The following is a 16,291-nucleotide window of genomic DNA, read 5'->3' as shown; positions in this document are numbered from 1 at the left end:
GCCGTCTGCTCAGTCGCTGCGGATGACTCGCTCCACCGCGTCTTGCCAGCCGGCGAGGCGCGCACGGCGTGCATCGCCGTCCAGTGCCGGGGTGAAGCGCTCGACCGCGCCGCGCATCGACGCCGCCTCCCCGAGCGATCCGAACAGGCCGCAGCCGACGCCCGCCAGCATCGCCGCGCCGAGCGCGGTGGTCTCGACGAAATGCGGGCGCTCGACGGCGAGATCGAGCATGTCGGCGAGGTCCTGGGCGACCCAGTCGTTGCCGATCATGCCGCCGTCGACCTTGAGGCATTCCCAGGCGGCGCCGTCGCCGGCGAAGGCGGTCATCAGATCGTGGGTCTGATGCGCCATCGCCTCCAGCGCGGCGCGGGCGATGTGGGCGTGCCCGGCGGAAAAGGAAAGGCCGGAGATCGCCGCCAGCGCGTCCGGCCGCCAATAAGGCGCGCCGAGGCCGGAGAGCGCGGGCACGAGGTAGACGCCGCCATTGTCGGGCACCGAGCGCGCCAGGCTTTCGCTCTCGCTTGCGCAGGCGAGCAGGCCGAGGCTGTCGCGGAGCCACTGGATCAGGCTTCCGGCGACGAACACCGAGCCCTCGATCGCATAGCGCCGCTCCCCGCCGAGCTGCCAGGCCACGGTAGAGAGCAAGCGGTGGCGGCTCGGGCGGAGCTCGGCGCCGGTGTGGGTGAGGATGAAGGCGCCGGTGCCGTAGGTGCCCTTGGTGTCGCCGGGCCTGAGGCAGGCCTGGCCGATCGCCGCCGCCTGCTGGTCACCGGCAAGACCGGCGATCGCGATCGGCTGGCCGAAATGCCCGGACAGTGTCTCGGCGAGCGGACCGGCGCAGTCGACGATCTCCGGCAAAGCGCTGCGCGGCACGCCCCAGAGATCGAGCAGATCGTCGTCCCAGCGACCGCTCGCGATGTCCATCAGCGCGGTGCGCGAGGCGTTTGTCGCGTCGGAGACGTGGAGCCCGCCGGTGAGGCGGAAGACGAGGTAGCTCTCGACCGTGCCGATGCACAGATCGTCGCCGGCCTCGCGCAGCTGCGGCCAGTGCTCCAGCGCCCAGGCGATCTTGGAGGCGCTGAAATAGGGATCGAGCAGCAGGCCTGTCTTGGCCTGGACGAATGGCTCCCGCCCCTCCTCCTTGAGCCGTGCGCAGGCTTCGGCCGTTCGCCGGTCCTGCCAGACGATGGCGGGGGCGAGCGCCCGGCCCGTACGCCGGCTCCAGAAGACGATCGTCTCGCGCTGGTTGGTGATCCCGATCGCGCGGAGCCGGCCGGCACCGCCTTTCTCGTCGATCAGGGTGCGGGCGCAGGCCAGGCTCTTGGTCCAGATCTCCTCGGCATCATGTTCGACAAGGCCCGGCCCGGGATGATGCTGGACGATATCCTGCTGCTCGGCGCCGCGGCAGAGGCCGTCTGCGCCGAACAGCATGGCGCGCGTGCTGGTTGTGCCTTCGTCGATGACGAGCAGGTCCATGGCGTCTCCTTTTCATCGACTATGGCTGCCCGAACCTCTAGTCTGCAAGGCGGCGATGGACAGTTTCGACCTTCTCATCATCGGCGGCGGGATCAACGGAACCGCGATCGCGCGGGATGCCGCGATCCGTGGGGCCAGGGTGCTGCTGGTCGAGAAGGACGATCTCGCCGGCCACACCTCCTCGGCCTCGTCGAAGCTGATCCACGGCGGCCTGCGCTATCTCGAACATGGCCAATTCCGGCTGGTGCGCGAGGGGCTGAAGGAACGGGCGATCCTGCTCCGGATCGCGCCGCATATCGTCCGGCCGCTGCGCTTCGTCCTCCCCCAGCTCAAGGGCATGCGGCCGCACTGGCTGCTGCGCGCGGGCCTGTTGCTCTACGACCTCTTCTCGCTCCGCGGGGGGTTGCCGCGGTCCGGCGGCGTGTCGGCCCGCGACCGCGCGATCCGGACACCCCTGGCCCGCCCCTTCCCGCTGCTCTCCTATTGGGATGCCTGGGTGGACGATTCGCGGCTGGTGGTGCTGAACGCCGTCGCCGCCGCCGAGCTTGGCGCGGAGATCGCCACCCGGACGGAGTTCCTGTCCGCCGCCCGCGAGCGCGACGGCTGGCGCGTCCAGCTCTCCGGCGAGCGTTCGGTCACCGCCACGGCGATCGTCAACGCGGCCGGTCCATGGGTCGCCGCCACCCTTCCCCGCCTCGCCAGCGACAGCCGCAGCCGGGTGCGGCTGGTCAAGGGCAGTCACATCGTCGTGCCGGCTTTGTGGGAGGGCGATCATGCCTACATCCTCCAGCAGCCGGACCGCCGCATCGTCTTCGCCTTGCCGTTCCACGGCCGCTTCACCCTGATCGGAACCACCGACGTGCCGGTCGAGCGGCCCGAAGATGCGGCGATCACGGGCGAGGAGAAACGCTATCTGTGCGAGGCGACCGACCGCTATTTCGCGCGCCAGGACGCGCCCTGCGACATCGTCTGGAGCTATTCGGGGGTGCGCGCCCTGTTCGACGACGGCGCCGCCGAAGCCTCGGTGGTAACCCGCGATTACCATCTCGAGCTCGACGACGCGCCCGGGCCGAAACTGCTCTCGGTGTTCGGCGGCAAGATCACCACATCGCGGGCGCTGGCCGAGGAAGCGCTCGACCGGCTGGGCATCGACGGGCGGCGCTCGACCGCCTGGCTGTCACTGCCGGGCGGCGATCTCACCCCCGCCTTCCTCGACTGGCTCGAAAACCTCTCCGCCTGGATGCCGCAGCCGATGGTGGCGCGCTTGTCCCACGCCTACGGTACGCGGCTGCGCGATATCGTCGGCGATGCGACACGACTGGAGGATCTCGGACGCCATTTCGGGGCGGGGCTGTACGAAGCGGAGCTGCGTTACTTGCGCGATCACGAATTCGCGCGCACCGCTGAGGACGTGCTCTGGCGGCGGACCAAGCTCGGCCTCGACATGGACGAGGCGGAGCGGCGTGCGGTGGACGTCTGGATTCGGGCCAAAGCCTGAGGTCACGGTCCCTCGTGCAGCGGGTCCGTACCGGGTGCGGGCACGTCGTCCATCTGCTTGCGGTTCCTCTCGCCTTCCTCGGCGATCTTCTTGTTGTCGTTGGACGGAAGGTCTTCGTGCTCGCGGTCCATCTTTCTGCTCCTTGGCTGCGCTTCGAACGCATCAGGCGGGAACCCGCTCCGCAGGCGCTCCGTTTCCGGGGGCATGGCACCGACGGCACAACAGGCCCATGCACAGGCCGGGCATGGCGACGCGATCACCGGATGGCGGCTCGACCGCAGCCAGCGCAAGGAATTGCTCCAGCAATTCCCGCCCCTCTTCAGGAACGTCGTCGCCGATCACGTGACGTTGAGCGCCAGGGTGTCCGCCCACGCGCCGCTTCCCGACGAGACGGTGGGCGAGATCGTCGGTAGGATCGACGACGGCAAGGGCGTCGAGGCGTTGGTGGTCAGCATTGCCGGCACCACCGACCGACCCGATGGCTCGACCTACCACATCACCTGGTCGCTCGCCGACGGACGCCGGGCCGTGGAGTCGAACGACGTCCTGCGCGCCGGCAAGTGGGAACGGTTCGACCTGCCGATGCCGGTCCAATTGCTGCCCGCTTATCTCGGCCGATGAAGCGCCAGCTCTTCCTCGACTGCGACGGAGTCCTTGCCGATTTCGACCAGGGCGCGACGGCGATCCTCGGAATGCCGCCCAAGGCGTTCGAGCAGCGCCACGGCCTCGGCCGCTTCTGGGCGAAGCTCGCCACCGCGCCGGATTTCTATTTCGGCCTGCCGCTGCTCGACGGCGCGACCGCGCTGTTCGAAGCCGTGCGCCACCTCGATCCGATCATCCTCACCGGCCTGCCGCGGGGCAATTGGGCGGCGGACCAGAAAGTCCGCTGGGCGGCGCACTACTTCCCCGGCACGCGGATCATCACGACGATGGCGCGCAACAAGCGCGACCATGGCAAGCCGGGCGACGTGCTGGTCGACGACCAGCTTCGCCACGCCGAGCGGTGGGAGGAGATGGGCGGCATCTTCCTCCACCACCGGAACGTGCCGGGTACCCTTGCCCGGCTCGCCGACTATTTCGACCTGCGAACGCCGGCCGCCTCCTGAGCATCAGCTCGGATGGGCCTGCACCTCCTCCTCGGTGCTGACCTCGCCGGCGGCGCGGTCGCCGCCGCCGCGACGGCTCCACAGGAACAGGCCGGCGCCTAGCGCCGCGGCCGCACCCGCCGCGCCGAGGGTGACGCCGGGATTGGTCGCCGCCCGTGTATAGGCGCTCGGCCGGATCATGCTGCCCTGATGGTCGCCGTAGATCTGCGCCTCCGCACGACCCTGGTCGAGATTGTCGGTCGGGGTTGCCGGCTGCTTGCCGACCTGCAGCGGCAGCAGGATGTTGGCTCCGAGCCAATCCATCAGCAGCGGAGCCTGGCGGCTGAGCGCGCTCAAGCTGCGCGCCGCACCGCCGACATAAAGCTGGCGGGTCGGATGGGCGGCCGCGCGCAGGATCGCTGCGGCGACCTCCTCCGGCTTGTAGATGGGCGGCGGAAAGCGCGCCTCGCGATCGGTATAGTTCTTGACGTGCTGCGGCATCGGCGTGCCGATCGACGCCGGCTTGATCAGGGTTACCGACACCGGTGCCCGGTCGGCGGCGAGCTCCATCCGCAGCGCATTGGTGAAGCCCTGCACCGCATGCTTGCTGGCCGAATAGATGCCCTGAAGCGGCAGCGCGACGTCGGAGGCGACGCTGCCGACGTTGATCAGTGCACCGCCGGTCCTGCGCAGATGTTCCACCGCGATTTCAGAGCCGTAGACCATTCCCCAGAAATTGGTTTCGAACAGCTGCCGCCTGTCGGCGTCGCTGACCTCGTCGAGGCGCCCCCAGATGCCGACTCCGGCATTGTTCACCCAGGTGTCGATCCGGCCATAGTCCTCCATCGCCCGGCGGGCGAGGTTCTCCAGATCCTCTCGCCGCGTGACGTCTGCGACGACGAAGATGCCCTGCCCGCCCGCATATTTGATCTGGTCGATCGCACCCGCGAGCGCTTCGCGGGTCCGCGCAGCGAGCACCACCGTGGCGCCCGCCGCCGCCGCCGCCTTGGCGGTCGCGAGGCCGATGCCGCTGGAGGCACCGGTGATGACGATGACTTGCTGATCGAGGGGCTTGAGCGACAGGGCCATGCGGATCTCCGGACATTTGCAAAGCAAGGTTCGCCGGGTTCAACGTGCGAGACGCGGAGGCGTTCGTCGGCATATCGCGTTTACGGCACGTCCGCGCCTTGCCGCGCGCTTATGATGATATAGAGTATCACGCGAATCTGGAGAAGTTTGTGATCCGTTCCGCCCGCTTCGCGTTCGCTGCCACTGCTCTTCTGCTCTGCGCGTTCAAGGCGCCTGAAGAAAAAACCATCCGCTACCAGGTCACGCCGGGCTTCTGGTTCGACGGGATCCCCGCGTTCGAGGTCGAGATGCGCTTTCGCGGCGACAGCGACGGCGAGACCGTGCTGGAGCTTCCGAGCGAATGGGCAGGATCGCGCGAGCTGTGGCGCCAGATCGCCGGCCTGGAGATTCACGGCGCCGACAGTCTTGGCGGCTATTACGACAGGCCGATCATCCATCACCGCCCCGGGGCGAAGATCCGTGTCGTCTACCATGTCCAGTCCGCGTGGCAGGAGGATCCGGGCTTCGACTATGAGAAAGCCCGGCCGCTCGTCCGATCCGACTGGTTCTTCTGGCACGGCAATGGCGTGTTCGCCTCCCCCAAGGGCAGGGATTCGGCGCCGGCGCGGTTTCGCTGGGGCAAGCTCCCGAAACGGTGGTCGGTCGCCTCCGATCTCGATCACTGGAAGGGCAAGCGCACCACCGTCGCCAATCTGATCGACAGCGTGGCGATCGGCGGCGCCGGGCTGACGATGGTGGAACGCGACATCGACGGCGCTCCGTTCCGGCTTGCGACCCTCGGCCGCTGGACGTTCACGCCCGACGCGCTCGCCGATACGATCGTGCCGATCATCCGGGCCGAGGACGATTATTGGGGAGACCGGAGCACCCCCTATTTCGTCGCGCTCGCGCCGACCGGCACACCTTCATCGGGGCTCAGCGTCAGGGGAACCGGCCGCACCGACGGATTCTCGATCGCGGCGACGACCGGCTTCGAGCTCAAGCAGGCCAAGCGGCTGCTCGCGCACGAATATATGCACGGCTGGATGCCGAACGCCCTTGGCGGGCTGCCCGAGGACAAGGAGGCCGCCGATTACTGGTTCAGCGAGGGCTTCACCGATTATCTCGCCTCCAAAGTCCTGCTGCGCTCCGGGCTGTGGAGCGCCGAGGACTATGTGGCCGACAAGAACGAGACCCTGCTTCGCTACGGCACGTCGTCGGCCAGGAATGCGCCCGCTTCGGATATCGTCGCGCGGTTCTGGGAGGATCCGGCGCTGCAGCAGGTGAGCTACGACCGCGGGCACCTGCTGGCGACTATCCTCGACGCCGAGATCGCCGTCGGCTCGGCGGGGACGGAGAGCCTCGACACCGTGCTCCGCGCTCAGCGCGAGGCGGCGAAGGGCAGCAGCGCGCGTGCCACCGACCTGTTCCGCGAGACGCTCCGCGCACGCACCGCGATCCCGCTCGATCCGCTGGTCGCACAGGCACAGGACGGCGCACCCCTGCTGCTCTCCGACGGTCTGTTCGGCGCCTGCACTCGGATCATCCGCGAACAACGCAAGGAGTTCGATCGCGGCTACGATGCCGAGGCGACCCGGCTGGCGAACGGCGTAATCGCGGGAGTCGTCAAGGACGGCCCGGCCTTTGCCGCCGGAATGCGCGACGGCATGCGACTGATCGCCCGCGAGGCCGGCAAGATCGGAGACTCGCGCACCGAGATCGCCTATCGGGTCGCCGACGAGGGCGGGGAGCGCGTGCTGCGCTATTTGCCGGAAGGAAAGAAGGAGTTCGAGGTGCAGCGTCTGGAGCTTGACGGCCGCGAGAAGGATCTTGGTTGCAACGCCGGCGTGAAGAGCACGCGATGAGCTTCACCGCACGCATATTGCTGCTCGGATCGGGCGAGCTCGGCAAGGAATTCGCAATCTCCGCCAAGCGCCTCGGCGTCTATGTGATCGCCTGCGATTCCTATGCCGGCGCACCGGCGATGCAGGTATCGGACGAGGCCGAGATCTTCTCGATGCTCGACGCCGACCGTCTCCGCGAAGCAATCGCGCGACATCGGCCGGATTTCATCGTGCCGGAAGTGGAGGCCATCCGCACGGAGATCCTCGCCGAGGTCGAAGCGGCGGGCAACGTGGTCGTGCCGTCCGCCCGCGCCACCCAGATGACGATGAACCGCGACAGCATCCGCGAACTCGCCGCCGGCGCACTCGGCCTCCGGACGTCGCGCTATCGCTTCGCCGGCAGCTTCGAGGAAGCCGCGGCAGCCGCCGAACATGCCGGCTACCCTTGCGTGATGAAGCCGGTCATGTCCTCGTCCGGGAAAGGCCAGAGCACGATCGAGCGCCCGGAGGATCTGCGCCGCGCCTGGGACTATGCCGTCGCGGGAATGCGCGGCGACCGTGTGCGGGTGATCGTCGAGGAGTTTATCCGCTTCGACTATGAGATCACCCTGCTCACCGTCCGCACCCGCGGGGGCGTATTGTTCTGCCCGCCGATCGGGCATCGCCAGGAACGGGGCGACTATCAGGAAAGCTGGCAGCCCACCCCAATGTCCGCCGCAGCGCTCGCCTCGGCGGAAGAGATGGCGCGCAAGGTCGTCGACGATCTCGGCGGCTACGGCCTGTTCGGAGTCGAGTTCTTCGTGAAGGGCGACGAGGTCATCTTCTCCGAACTGTCGCCGAGGCCGCACGACACCGGCATGGTGACGCTGATCTCGCAGAACCTCTCCGAATTCGATCTGCATGCCCGCGCCGTGCTCGGCCTGCCGATCCCCGTGCTGACCATGCGCCATCCGGCGGCTGCCTCGACCGTGATCCTCGCCGACCGCGACTCGGACAGCTTCGCCTTCGAAGGCGTCGCGGAAGCCCTCGCGCTCGGGCGCGAAGGCGCCGAGGTCGACGTGAGAGTTTTCGGCAAGCCGGTAACCCGACCCTATCGCCGAATGGCGGTTGCGCTGGCCAGCGGCGCGACATCGGATGACGCCCGTACCCTTGCCGCCGAGGCGGCGGGCAAGGTTCGCATCCGCTACGGTTGAGGCGCTAGCCGCCGGCCTTTTCCATCCTGGCCCGCGCCGCATCGAGATAGGGCCGATGCTCGGCCTTCATTGCCCTGCGCGCGACAAGTTGGTCGCCGACGACCAGCGCTTCCCGCCACAGGGCTATGTCGTCGCCGTGAAGTTCGGCGGCGCCATAGGCCCAGAGGAAATGGCTGCGCATCGCCTCGTCGCTGCCAGGGTTGGCCTCGGCGAGGCTGCGGAACAGAGCGAGCGTCTCGCGGGCGGTCTCGCGGCTGCCGGCCTCGTCCTGCAGGACCCAGCGGAAGAAGGTTTCGCCCTGCAGGTCTTCGGCAAGCCGCCGCGTCAGATAGCTGTTCGTCGGCTCCTCTGCCTGCATCGCGCGGCCGACCGCGATCAGCCTTGGGAGCGTCGCGCGGGCACGGGCATAATCGCCGGCCAGAAAGGCCGAATACCAGAGGCCGCGAAGCGCTCGCGCCAGGTGGAGGCGCGTTCCGCGATCGGCCGGGATCGACGCGGAAGGGCCGGCAATCTCGGACGCCATCGGACCGAAGACATCGACGGCAAGTCTCGGCTTCTTGTCGGCCAGGAATGCGTCACCGAGCGAGAGCTGGATCTCGCGGCGGCCAAAGACGATTTCCGCACTCGGGTTGGAATTCGCGGCAACCACTTCGTCGAGCAGCTTCACCGACTTCTGGTAGAACCCGATCTCGGCGTTGCGGTCACCGCGGAGGCCGGCATCGTTGGCCATAGACGCGAGGCGGCCGGCACGTTCGAGCTTCGCCTGGATGTCGGCACCTTGCGCACCGAGCGGCGCCGCGAAAACAACGGCGAGGCATAAGAGCAAAAAGGAAACAGGTCGAACCATGGCCCCCCCCTGTCGAGGAGCTTAGACCATCCGCAGCAAAAGGAAATCCGGGATCAGCGCGCCGGTGGCTTGCGCGGTGGGCGCGGCCCGGTCCTCTCGCCGGTGCGGCCCTCCGGCCGGTCTCGGCGCGGGCCGCCGGGGCGGTCGTCGCGCCGTCCGCCGCGAGGCGGACCATCGCCACGCGGCCCGCGCGGTGGACCGTCGCCGCGGGGACCACGCGGCACATCGCCACGGGCCTGCATCGGGCGTGCAGAGGCAGCGTCACGCGGCGCAACGGCATAGCCTTCCTTGAGAAGCCGGGAGAAGGAGGCGGACACGCTCGCCGAAATGGCGGTCTGCAATTCCTTCGGCAGATCGGCAAAGGTCGTGTTCTGATGAATGGCGTTGAGATCGCGCAAAAGCGTGTTGGGAAGCCCCTTGGACGAGGCCTTCAACGCGGCGATGACATCGAGGACGGCGGAGAAGATGATCTCCTGCATCAGATCGGTTGCTGACTTGCTCATCGCGCCTCCCTAACGCCTAAGCCGTGGCTTGTCGCCGCCTGTTCGACATGGTGACAACGCGCAGTTTCGATTGCGCCGTGCAACCGGGCCTTCTACATTCGCCGAATGCGCGCTTCGGACCCGAAGCGACTGATTCCAAAGACTTTTGGAGACGCCTTGATGAAGAAGAACCTCGTTCTCGCCGCGTCGTTGCTCGCGCTTGCGTCCGGTGCACCTGCCAGGGCCCACGATCAGCATGACTGCGTCGACGAAAGCTGCACGGTACAGACGCTGTTCGGGAGCCAGAGCGAGGCCGGCGGCGGTGCCGCGACCGTTCAGGCGGTTCGCTACGGCAGCTGGGGGCTCGACACGGCCGGCATGGATCGGAGCGTCAACCCCGGCGACGACTTCAATGCCTTCGTCAACGGCAATTGGGCGAAGACCAACACGATCCCTGCCGATCGGTCCTCGTTCGGCGCCTTTGCGGTGCTCCGCGACCTTTCCGAAGCACGGCTGCGTGGCCTGGTCGAAGGCTATCGCGCCGAGGCCGGGGGCGATCAGGCCAAGATCGCCAGCCTCTACCAGGCGTTCATGGACGAAGCGGCGATCGAGCGGCAGGACGCAATCCCGCTGCTCAACCGTCTCGCGCCTGTCTATCAGGCGAAGAGCAAGGACGACATCGCCCGCCTGATGGGCCGCGCGGTCGGCGGCTTCGGGAGCTCCTTCTTCGGTCCGGGCGTCTCCGACGATGCCAAGCAGCCCGACATCTACACCCTCTATCTCCGGCAGTCGGGCCTCGGCCTCGGCGACCGCGATCTCTACCTCGATGCCAAGTTCAAGCCGCAGCGCGACCGCTACGTCGCCTACGTCCAGCAGATGCTCGAAATGGCGGGCTGGCCCACCCCGGCATCCTCGGCCCGCGAGATCATGGCGCTCGAGACCCGGATCGCCGAGGCGCATTGGACCCGCGCCGAAAGCCGCAATCGGGACAAGACCTACAACCCGATGACCCTTGCCGATCTCCAGGCACAGGCTCCCGGCTTCCCATGGTCGACCTTCCTCGAGGCTGCCGGCGTCGGTGTCGCCGAGCGGGCCATCGTTGCGCAGAACACCGCCTTTCCCAAGCTCGCGAAAATCTTCGGCGATGCCGACCTGCAGAGCTTGAAGGCGTGGCAGGTCTTCCACACCGCCGACGATGTCGCGCCCTTGCTGTCCAAACGCTTCGTCGACGCTCAATTCGAGTTCCGGAGCAAGTTCCTCAACGGGCAGCCGCAACAGCGCGACCGGTGGAAGCGGGGCGTGGCCATCGCCGAGAATGCGATGGGCGAGGCGATCGGCCGCGATTACGTCGCCCTCTATTTCCCACCGGAATCGAAGGCGAAGATGGACGCGCTGGTCGTCAATCTTCGCACTGCCCTTCGCGGCCGCCTGGAGCGGCTCGACTGGATGGGACCCGCCACCAAGCAGGAGGCGCTGAAGAAGCTCGAAGGGTTCAACGTCAAGATCGGCTATCCCGACAAATGGCGGGATTATTCGGCGCTGACGATCGTCCCGGGCGACCTGACCGGCAATGTCGAGCGTGCCAGCGGGTTCGAATGGGATTACCGGCGCAACCGCATCGCCCAGAAGGTCGACGAAGCCGAGTGGGGCATGACCCCACAGACGGTGAATGCCTATTACAACTCGGTGAAGAACGAGATCGTGTTTCCGGCCGCCATCCTGCAGCCGCCCTTCTTCGATCCGGACGCCGATCCGGCGATCAATTATGGCGGCATCGGCGGGGTCATCGGCCACGAGATCATCCACGGCTTCGACGACCAGGGCCGCAAGTCCGACGGCAACGGCGTGCTCCGCGACTGGTGGACGGCAGAAGATGCCGCGAAGTTCGACGCGCAGGCGGCGAAGTTCGGCGCGCAGTATGAAGCTTATACCTTCCCGAACCTGCCCGGCGTCCACATCAACGGGCGTGCTTCGATGGGAGAGAATATCGGCGATCTCGGCGGCATCACGCTGGGCCTCGAAGCCTATCGCGCGTCGCTCGGCGGTCAGCCGGCGCCGGTGCTCGACGGCTTCACCGGAGATCAGCGGGTGTTCCTCGGCTGGGGTCAGGTCTGGCGGACGCTGTTCCGCGACGAAGCGCTGCGCCAGCAGCTGGTCAGCGATCCGCACTCGCCGGGCATGATCCGTGCCTTCGCGCCGTTGCGCAACATCGATGCCTGGTACGAAGCGTTCAACGTCCAGCCCGGCGACAAGCTTTACATCGCCCCTGCGGACCGGGTCCGCATCTGGTAGGTCTTTGGGCCGCGGACTTCCCACCTCCGCGGCCCCTTTTTCTTCCGCACCAGCTTCTCTAGAGAGAGCATCGATGGCGAAGTTGAGCTTCTGGGACAGATTCTTGAGCAGTCTCGGCCTTGCCGGGGCACCCGCATCGCCGATCGCCTCGCCGCCCGGCCCGCCGACACCGGTTACGAACGGGGTCGATACCGTCCCGGATCCGCTGTTCGAGGATGAGCGGATCCCGGAATCCTCGCTCGAGCGGGTTCGCCAGATCCGCACGCTCCTCGCCGATCTGGAGACGCGCGCATCGGCTCGCGGCTTGATCGAGGAGCTCACCGAGTTGCAGCGGATCAAGGCTGCGCACCTGCCCAAGTTGCTCCAATCCTATATCGACATCCCGCCGGAGCATCGTTCCGAGATCTTCCGGGAAACGGGCCGGTCGGCGAGCTTCCTGCTCAACGAGCGGCTCGATCGGATGACCGGCAGGCTGCGCGAGATCTCATCGATGCTCGCACGCGGTCAGCTCAATGCCTTCGCCGAGAACATGCGCTTCATCGACATGCGGTACGGATCGTCGGACTCGCCGTTCGACTAACGCGGGGCCCGCTGCTCAGATGACCGCTGCGAGCGGATCGTGGCGGATGCCGAAGCATTCGGCGCGTCTCAGGATGCTCTGCGCCCAGCGGCGATGGGTCGCCGGCTCGCACATCGATCCCGAGAGTGCGAACACGGCGGGACTGTCCGCCGCGAGCATCGCGCGCGCCTCGGCGAGCTCGGAGGGTTCGACGCGATAGCCGTCATGGATGATCGCCACCTGATCGGGGTGGATCGCCGTCTTGGTCAGCAAGCCGTGCTCGACGTCGCGGGCAACCTCGCGGCGAAGCAGATCGTGGCAGGCGAAATGTTCGAGAACCGGCGCGGAAAGGGCGAAGCCGAACGGCGCGAACGCCGCCACCAGCGCGCCGATGGTTGCGGCAAGCGGCCCCTCGTAGAGCGTTCGCTCGAGCGAGCGGCGGGCGCCGATCTGCTGGAGGAGATCGTTTCCTCCGATCCGAACGGCCAGGATGCGGCCCTGAACGCCCACCAATTGATCACGCAGACGCCGCACCTGATCGAGATCGAACATCTCACGCGTTTCCAGTGTCGGCATCAGCATGTGCGTGTGGTTGGCCAGGAGATGCAGATAGGCGGGAAAAGAGTCGGCCGTTGCCTTGGGGACCACGAACCCTTCGATCCGCTCGATGCCGGGCATCTGCAGAATGCGCGCCAGCATTGCCGGATCGCGAGGCCTGACGAACAGGCGCGGACCATGCCCCGACGGATCGATCGTCGGAAGCAACGCGGCCAGATTCGCCATCGCCGCCGGGAGATCATCGGGCCTCACCGAATCCTCGAGACAAAGAACGGCCGACCGGAGTTCCGGATAGCGGGTGCCCGAGACGATCGGGCCGAGATCACGCCGCGTCGTCGGCAGATACAGCGTCGCTCCTAGCGACGTGGCATCCCTCATTGCCCTTCCTCCTCGGTCGCGAGCGCGCGGATGATGACGGCTGCCTGAAACGGCGATGCCGCAGGCATTCTCGCGATCGCGACGTTCCCGCGCCGGGCGAGATGGAGGAGGTGGGCGACATCCGGCTCCCCCGGGTCCCGCAGCAACAATCGTTCCGGAACCCGCCGGAGAAATACCCGCGTCGCCTCGGCGATACCTGGTTTGATCCGGTTGCGATCGCGGACATTCCAGACCGCCATGATTTCGCCGATCACCTTGTCGCAACGGCGTGCCGTTGCCTTCCGCGCATCGGCCGAGCGCGAGAATAAGGCGGGCGCAACGTGAGGATGCGCAGCGTCGATCGCGTCGACGAAAGGCCGCGATCGATCGATCGAAGCGAATTCGGCGTAGGAGACGCAGGCGTGGAAGTCGCCGGGAGCGACAAGCTCGTCGTTCAGGATCGATCGACTGACCAATCCCGAAACGACCGCGTTCAGCAATCCGGAAGGGATGAGGTAATCTTCCTCGGTTGCGGCGAGATCCGCGCGTCCGGCCGGGTCGGCAATTACCGCAAGACGCGGCACAAACCCGAACGGCCGATCGGCCAGGCTGCGATGGAGCTCACCCGCGATAGCCCCCTTTCCGGTCCACCCGTCGACGAACACAGCGCTTGCCGGATCGTGACGCTCCGCAATCCAGCCAAGCGCCGCCATGTCGATTCCGCGATCGCGGATGATGCTGACCGAGTAATGGACGGCGGCGATCCCCCGCCGCCGGAGGCTGCGCCGAAGCAGGATCCCGATCGGCGTTCCGGCCCTGGCCAGAGAGACGAGCACGATCTCCTGTCCCGGCCGCGCGGCTGCCGCAATGGCGTCCGCAAGGCGTGCGACATCGTGCGCGAGCCGAGCACTGTTTCGGCGCAGTGCCGCTTCGAACAGTTCCAGATAGGCCGCGTCCGGAACGGCTTCGGCGGACAGCATTTCCGAGTAATGGCGGCGGCCGCTCTGGATCGCCTTTTCCTTGTGGAGGATGTCGGTCGGCAGCAGACTGACCGGCTTCAAGAGGAAGGTGACATCCTCGGGAGAATAGCTCCCCGAGAATGCTCGCGCAGGCAAGGCCACTGCGCTGGCCATCATGCGGCACGCGCCAGGATCTGGCCGGCAAGCTGCGAGCCGGGCGGAGTCATCGCAAAGTCGCACAAGCGCATGAAAGGTGCATCGGTGATGCTGTCGCCGATGCCGATCGTCGGCGCATCGGGGGATTCTCGGCGGAGCGTCGGCAGCAGCCATTCGACGGCGTGCTGCTTGCCAAGGAACGGCGGCATGAACGCGGCATTGTTGCCGTTCACGTGGACCGTCCAGCCCGCCGGCACGTCCGGTGCTATCCGGGCGACGGCCGCCGCGAGCGCGTCGGCATCCGCCTCCTGGTGCTTGAGCAGGAGATAGAGAGGCGTTCCGTCCTCCTCGACCACCCGGATCGAAAGCGGCACGGGACCGGCTTCGCGCTCGGCGCGGCGTGTGAGTCCGTCGAGCGCAGTGCGGTAGGCGGCGGCTTCGGTCGCCATGCGCTCCGCCCAGATCGGATCATGCCTTCCGTCCTGGTGAATGACAACTCCGCCATGCGCACAGACGGCGTAGCGCCACTCGATGCGGACGCGATCGAGCGCGTTCCGGCTGCGTGCCGTGACGGGCACCAGCAAAGCCGTCGTCGAAAGCCACGACAGAAAGGCGACCTGACGCGGTGTCGCATAGCTCAGCGCGGACCCGTCGCGTGCAAAACCGAGCGGCGTCAGCACCTCGTGGGGCATCCCGGGCGGACACTTTCGCAAAGTCTGGAAGAGAGTGTCGTCGAGATCAACGAGTGCGATCGGCCGCAATGGCTCCTCCGAAGTGGACGGTGGTACCGCAGAGCGCATCGACGAGGCGGTGGTCGATGCTGTGTGGCGGAGTTTCGTGACAAATCAGCGAAACCCGTCCGTCCTCCCCTGCGGCATTGTACAGATAATTGGGAACGCCGGTCCCGTAATTGTCGCCGAAGCACAGAGCGGAGGCAATGGCTCCGCCGAGATAGACCGGGCTCCGGCTGGTGGCCTGCACGACGACGTCGTGGCCGGCCTGCTCCAATCGCTCGGCAACCAGGAACGGCGGGTAGGTGAACTCGCCGGTGCCGACGATCCTGAGTGCCGCGCCATGGGGCAGACCCAGGGCCAGCGCATCCGGAAGCGAGAAGTCGCACGCCGTCCGCGTGCCGGTCCGTCCGAATGGCCCGGCATTCGGTAAAGTCCCGAGCGTCGCGGCTTCGTCGTCGAACGCGGCAAAATGGGCATCGTCGGTCAGCCTGGGTCCAGGCTCCCATCCCAGACGGCCATGCAACAGGGCAACGCATCGTGCCGGACGCGGCATGCGCTCGAGCCAGGCCCCGCTGCCCGACCAATCCGTCAAGGTCGCGACGACGATTTCCCGACAGGCCGGAAGCGATGGGATCAGTGCCGATGCCAAGTTGGACAATGTGGTGCCGGTCGAAACTTCGTCGTCGACCAGGACGAGCGAGGCCATGCGGCCGAGATCGATCTGCGCGGGCCGGTAAAGGAGATGAGCCGAGGCGTGGCTGTGCGGCTCCTCGAAACGGCACAGGAGCGGCTCGGCGACGCGCTGCCGCGTCGTCGGAAGGTAGGCAGCCTCCCGGCCGGCGGCGAGCATCTCGGCAAAGAGGGTTTGACCAAGCCCAACTGCTGTCTCGGCCAGCCCGATCACCAGCGTCGGCTGCGGCAGATCCGCCGGGATCCGCGCTGCAAGCGCGCGTGCCGCCGCCCGCATCTCGGTGGGCTTTGCCGGAATGTGCCGACCAAGCACCTTCGAGACGATCAGAAAGCCGCGCTTGGGATTGCGCCGGCTTGCGAAGCCGCAGAGCCGATCAAGGGGCCAGTCGCCGGCGACCTCGGCGCACGACACAAGCAAGGTGCCGGAACGCAGCGAAATCTCGGTCAGGCTCGAGCGCTGCGCCGATCGGGTCGCTTCGCGCGATGACACCGC

The 16,291-nt window shown here is 67.2% G+C and carries 16 protein-coding genes; 7 read left to right on the top strand and 9 right to left on the bottom strand.

Going from position 1 to position 16,291, the window contains the following annotated elements:
* Positions 1–9: 9 nt before the first annotated feature.
* Positions 10–1,476 carry an FGGY family carbohydrate kinase gene (locus tag C7I55_RS13095; RefSeq protein WP_106513432.1) on the bottom strand — a complete coding sequence of 489 codons (1,467 nt, stop codon included), beginning with the start codon at positions 1,474–1,476 and terminating at the stop codon, positions 10–12.
* A gap of 55 nt (positions 1,477–1,531) precedes the next feature.
* Here C7I55_RS13095 and glpD point away from each other — a divergent pair, with 55 nt between their 5' ends.
* Positions 1,532–2,974: a glycerol-3-phosphate dehydrogenase gene (gene glpD / locus C7I55_RS13090; protein ID WP_106513431.1), complete on the top strand. Its 1,443-nt coding sequence runs from the start codon at positions 1,532–1,534 to the stop codon at positions 2,972–2,974.
* A gap of 2 nt (positions 2,975–2,976) precedes the next feature.
* On the opposite strand, the gene C7I55_RS29225 is transcribed toward glpD, so the two are convergent.
* Positions 2,977–3,105, bottom strand: a complete 129-nt coding sequence (locus C7I55_RS29225) for a hypothetical protein (protein ID WP_269845212.1) — start codon at positions 3,103–3,105, stop codon at positions 2,977–2,979.
* A 73-nt stretch (positions 3,106–3,178) separates the two neighbouring features.
* Here C7I55_RS29225 and C7I55_RS13085 point away from each other — a divergent pair, with 73 nt between their 5' ends.
* Together C7I55_RS13085 and C7I55_RS13080 are read left to right on the top strand one after the other, a co-directional pair.
* Complete coding sequence (locus C7I55_RS13085; protein ID WP_106513430.1) at positions 3,179–3,595, top strand: hypothetical protein; 417 nt, start codon at positions 3,179–3,181, stop codon at positions 3,593–3,595.
* Positions 3,592–4,080: an HAD family hydrolase gene (locus tag C7I55_RS13080; protein WP_106513429.1), complete on the top strand. Its 489-nt coding sequence runs from the start codon at positions 3,592–3,594 to the stop codon at positions 4,078–4,080. The genes C7I55_RS13085 and C7I55_RS13080 overlap by 4 nt, the downstream gene beginning before the upstream one ends.
* 3 nt (positions 4,081–4,083) lie before the next feature.
* Here C7I55_RS13080 and C7I55_RS13075 read toward each other — a convergent pair whose 3' ends face one another.
* Positions 4,084–5,148, bottom strand: coding sequence for an SDR family oxidoreductase (locus C7I55_RS13075; RefSeq protein WP_106513428.1), 1,065 nt, complete (start codon positions 5,146–5,148; stop codon positions 4,084–4,086).
* Positions 5,149–5,297: 149 nt separating this feature from the next.
* Here C7I55_RS13075 and C7I55_RS13070 point away from each other — a divergent pair, with 149 nt between their 5' ends.
* Entirely contained in the window at positions 5,298–6,992 is a 1,695-nt protein-coding gene (locus C7I55_RS13070) for a M61 family metallopeptidase (RefSeq protein ID WP_106513427.1), read from the top strand.
* Positions 6,989–8,164: a formate-dependent phosphoribosylglycinamide formyltransferase gene (gene purT / locus C7I55_RS13065; RefSeq protein ID WP_106513426.1), complete on the top strand. Its 1,176-nt coding sequence runs from the start codon at positions 6,989–6,991 to the stop codon at positions 8,162–8,164. The genes C7I55_RS13070 and purT overlap by 4 nt, the downstream gene beginning before the upstream one ends.
* Positions 8,165–8,168: 4 nt before the next feature.
* Here purT and C7I55_RS13060 read toward each other — a convergent pair whose 3' ends face one another.
* Positions 8,169–9,011, bottom strand: coding sequence for a hypothetical protein (locus C7I55_RS13060; RefSeq protein ID WP_106513425.1), 843 nt, complete (start codon positions 9,009–9,011; stop codon positions 8,169–8,171).
* Positions 9,012–9,064: 53 nt separating this feature from the next.
* Positions 9,065–9,514, bottom strand: a complete 450-nt coding sequence (locus tag C7I55_RS13055; protein ID WP_106513424.1) for a hypothetical protein — start codon at positions 9,512–9,514, stop codon at positions 9,065–9,067.
* 159 nt (positions 9,515–9,673) lie between these two features.
* Between C7I55_RS13055 and C7I55_RS13050 the strand changes: the two genes are divergently transcribed.
* Complete coding sequence (locus C7I55_RS13050; protein ID WP_106513423.1) at positions 9,674–11,785, top strand: M13 family metallopeptidase; 2,112 nt, start codon at positions 9,674–9,676, stop codon at positions 11,783–11,785.
* Between the two features lie 73 nt (positions 11,786–11,858).
* A complete protein-coding gene (locus tag C7I55_RS13045) occupies positions 11,859–12,365 on the top strand; it encodes a hypothetical protein (protein WP_106513422.1) in 507 nt (168 codons plus the stop codon).
* A gap of 15 nt (positions 12,366–12,380) precedes the next feature.
* Here the strand turns inward: C7I55_RS13045 and C7I55_RS13040 are convergent, their stop codons facing one another.
* The 4 genes from C7I55_RS13040 to C7I55_RS13025 are packed head-to-tail and all read right to left on the bottom strand — an operon-like array spanning position 12,381 to position 16,288.
* Entirely contained in the window at positions 12,381–13,280 is a 900-nt protein-coding gene (locus C7I55_RS13040) for an HpcH/HpaI aldolase/citrate lyase family protein (RefSeq protein WP_106513421.1), read from the bottom strand.
* Positions 13,277–14,395: a cysteine protease StiP domain-containing protein gene (locus tag C7I55_RS13035; RefSeq protein WP_106513420.1), complete on the bottom strand. Its 1,119-nt coding sequence runs from the start codon at positions 14,393–14,395 to the stop codon at positions 13,277–13,279. Before C7I55_RS13035 ends, C7I55_RS13040 begins: the two co-directional genes overlap by 4 nt.
* Positions 14,392–15,135, bottom strand: a complete 744-nt coding sequence (locus C7I55_RS13030) for an HAD family hydrolase (RefSeq protein WP_233222200.1) — start codon at positions 15,133–15,135, stop codon at positions 14,392–14,394. Before C7I55_RS13030 ends, C7I55_RS13035 begins: the two co-directional genes overlap by 4 nt.
* A complete protein-coding gene (locus C7I55_RS13025) occupies positions 15,113–16,288 on the bottom strand; it encodes a phosphoribosyltransferase domain-containing protein (protein WP_233222199.1) in 1,176 nt (391 codons plus the stop codon). The genes C7I55_RS13030 and C7I55_RS13025 overlap by 23 nt, the downstream gene beginning before the upstream one ends.
* Positions 16,289–16,291: the final 3 nt, after the last annotated feature.

This window comes from Allosphingosinicella deserti, assembly GCF_003012735.1.
In the GTDB taxonomy this organism is placed as follows: domain Bacteria; phylum Pseudomonadota; class Alphaproteobacteria; order Sphingomonadales; family Sphingomonadaceae; genus Allosphingosinicella; species Allosphingosinicella deserti.
Note: the sequence above shows the minus strand (reverse complement) of the source record. Positions and strands in the feature narration are given on the sequence as shown.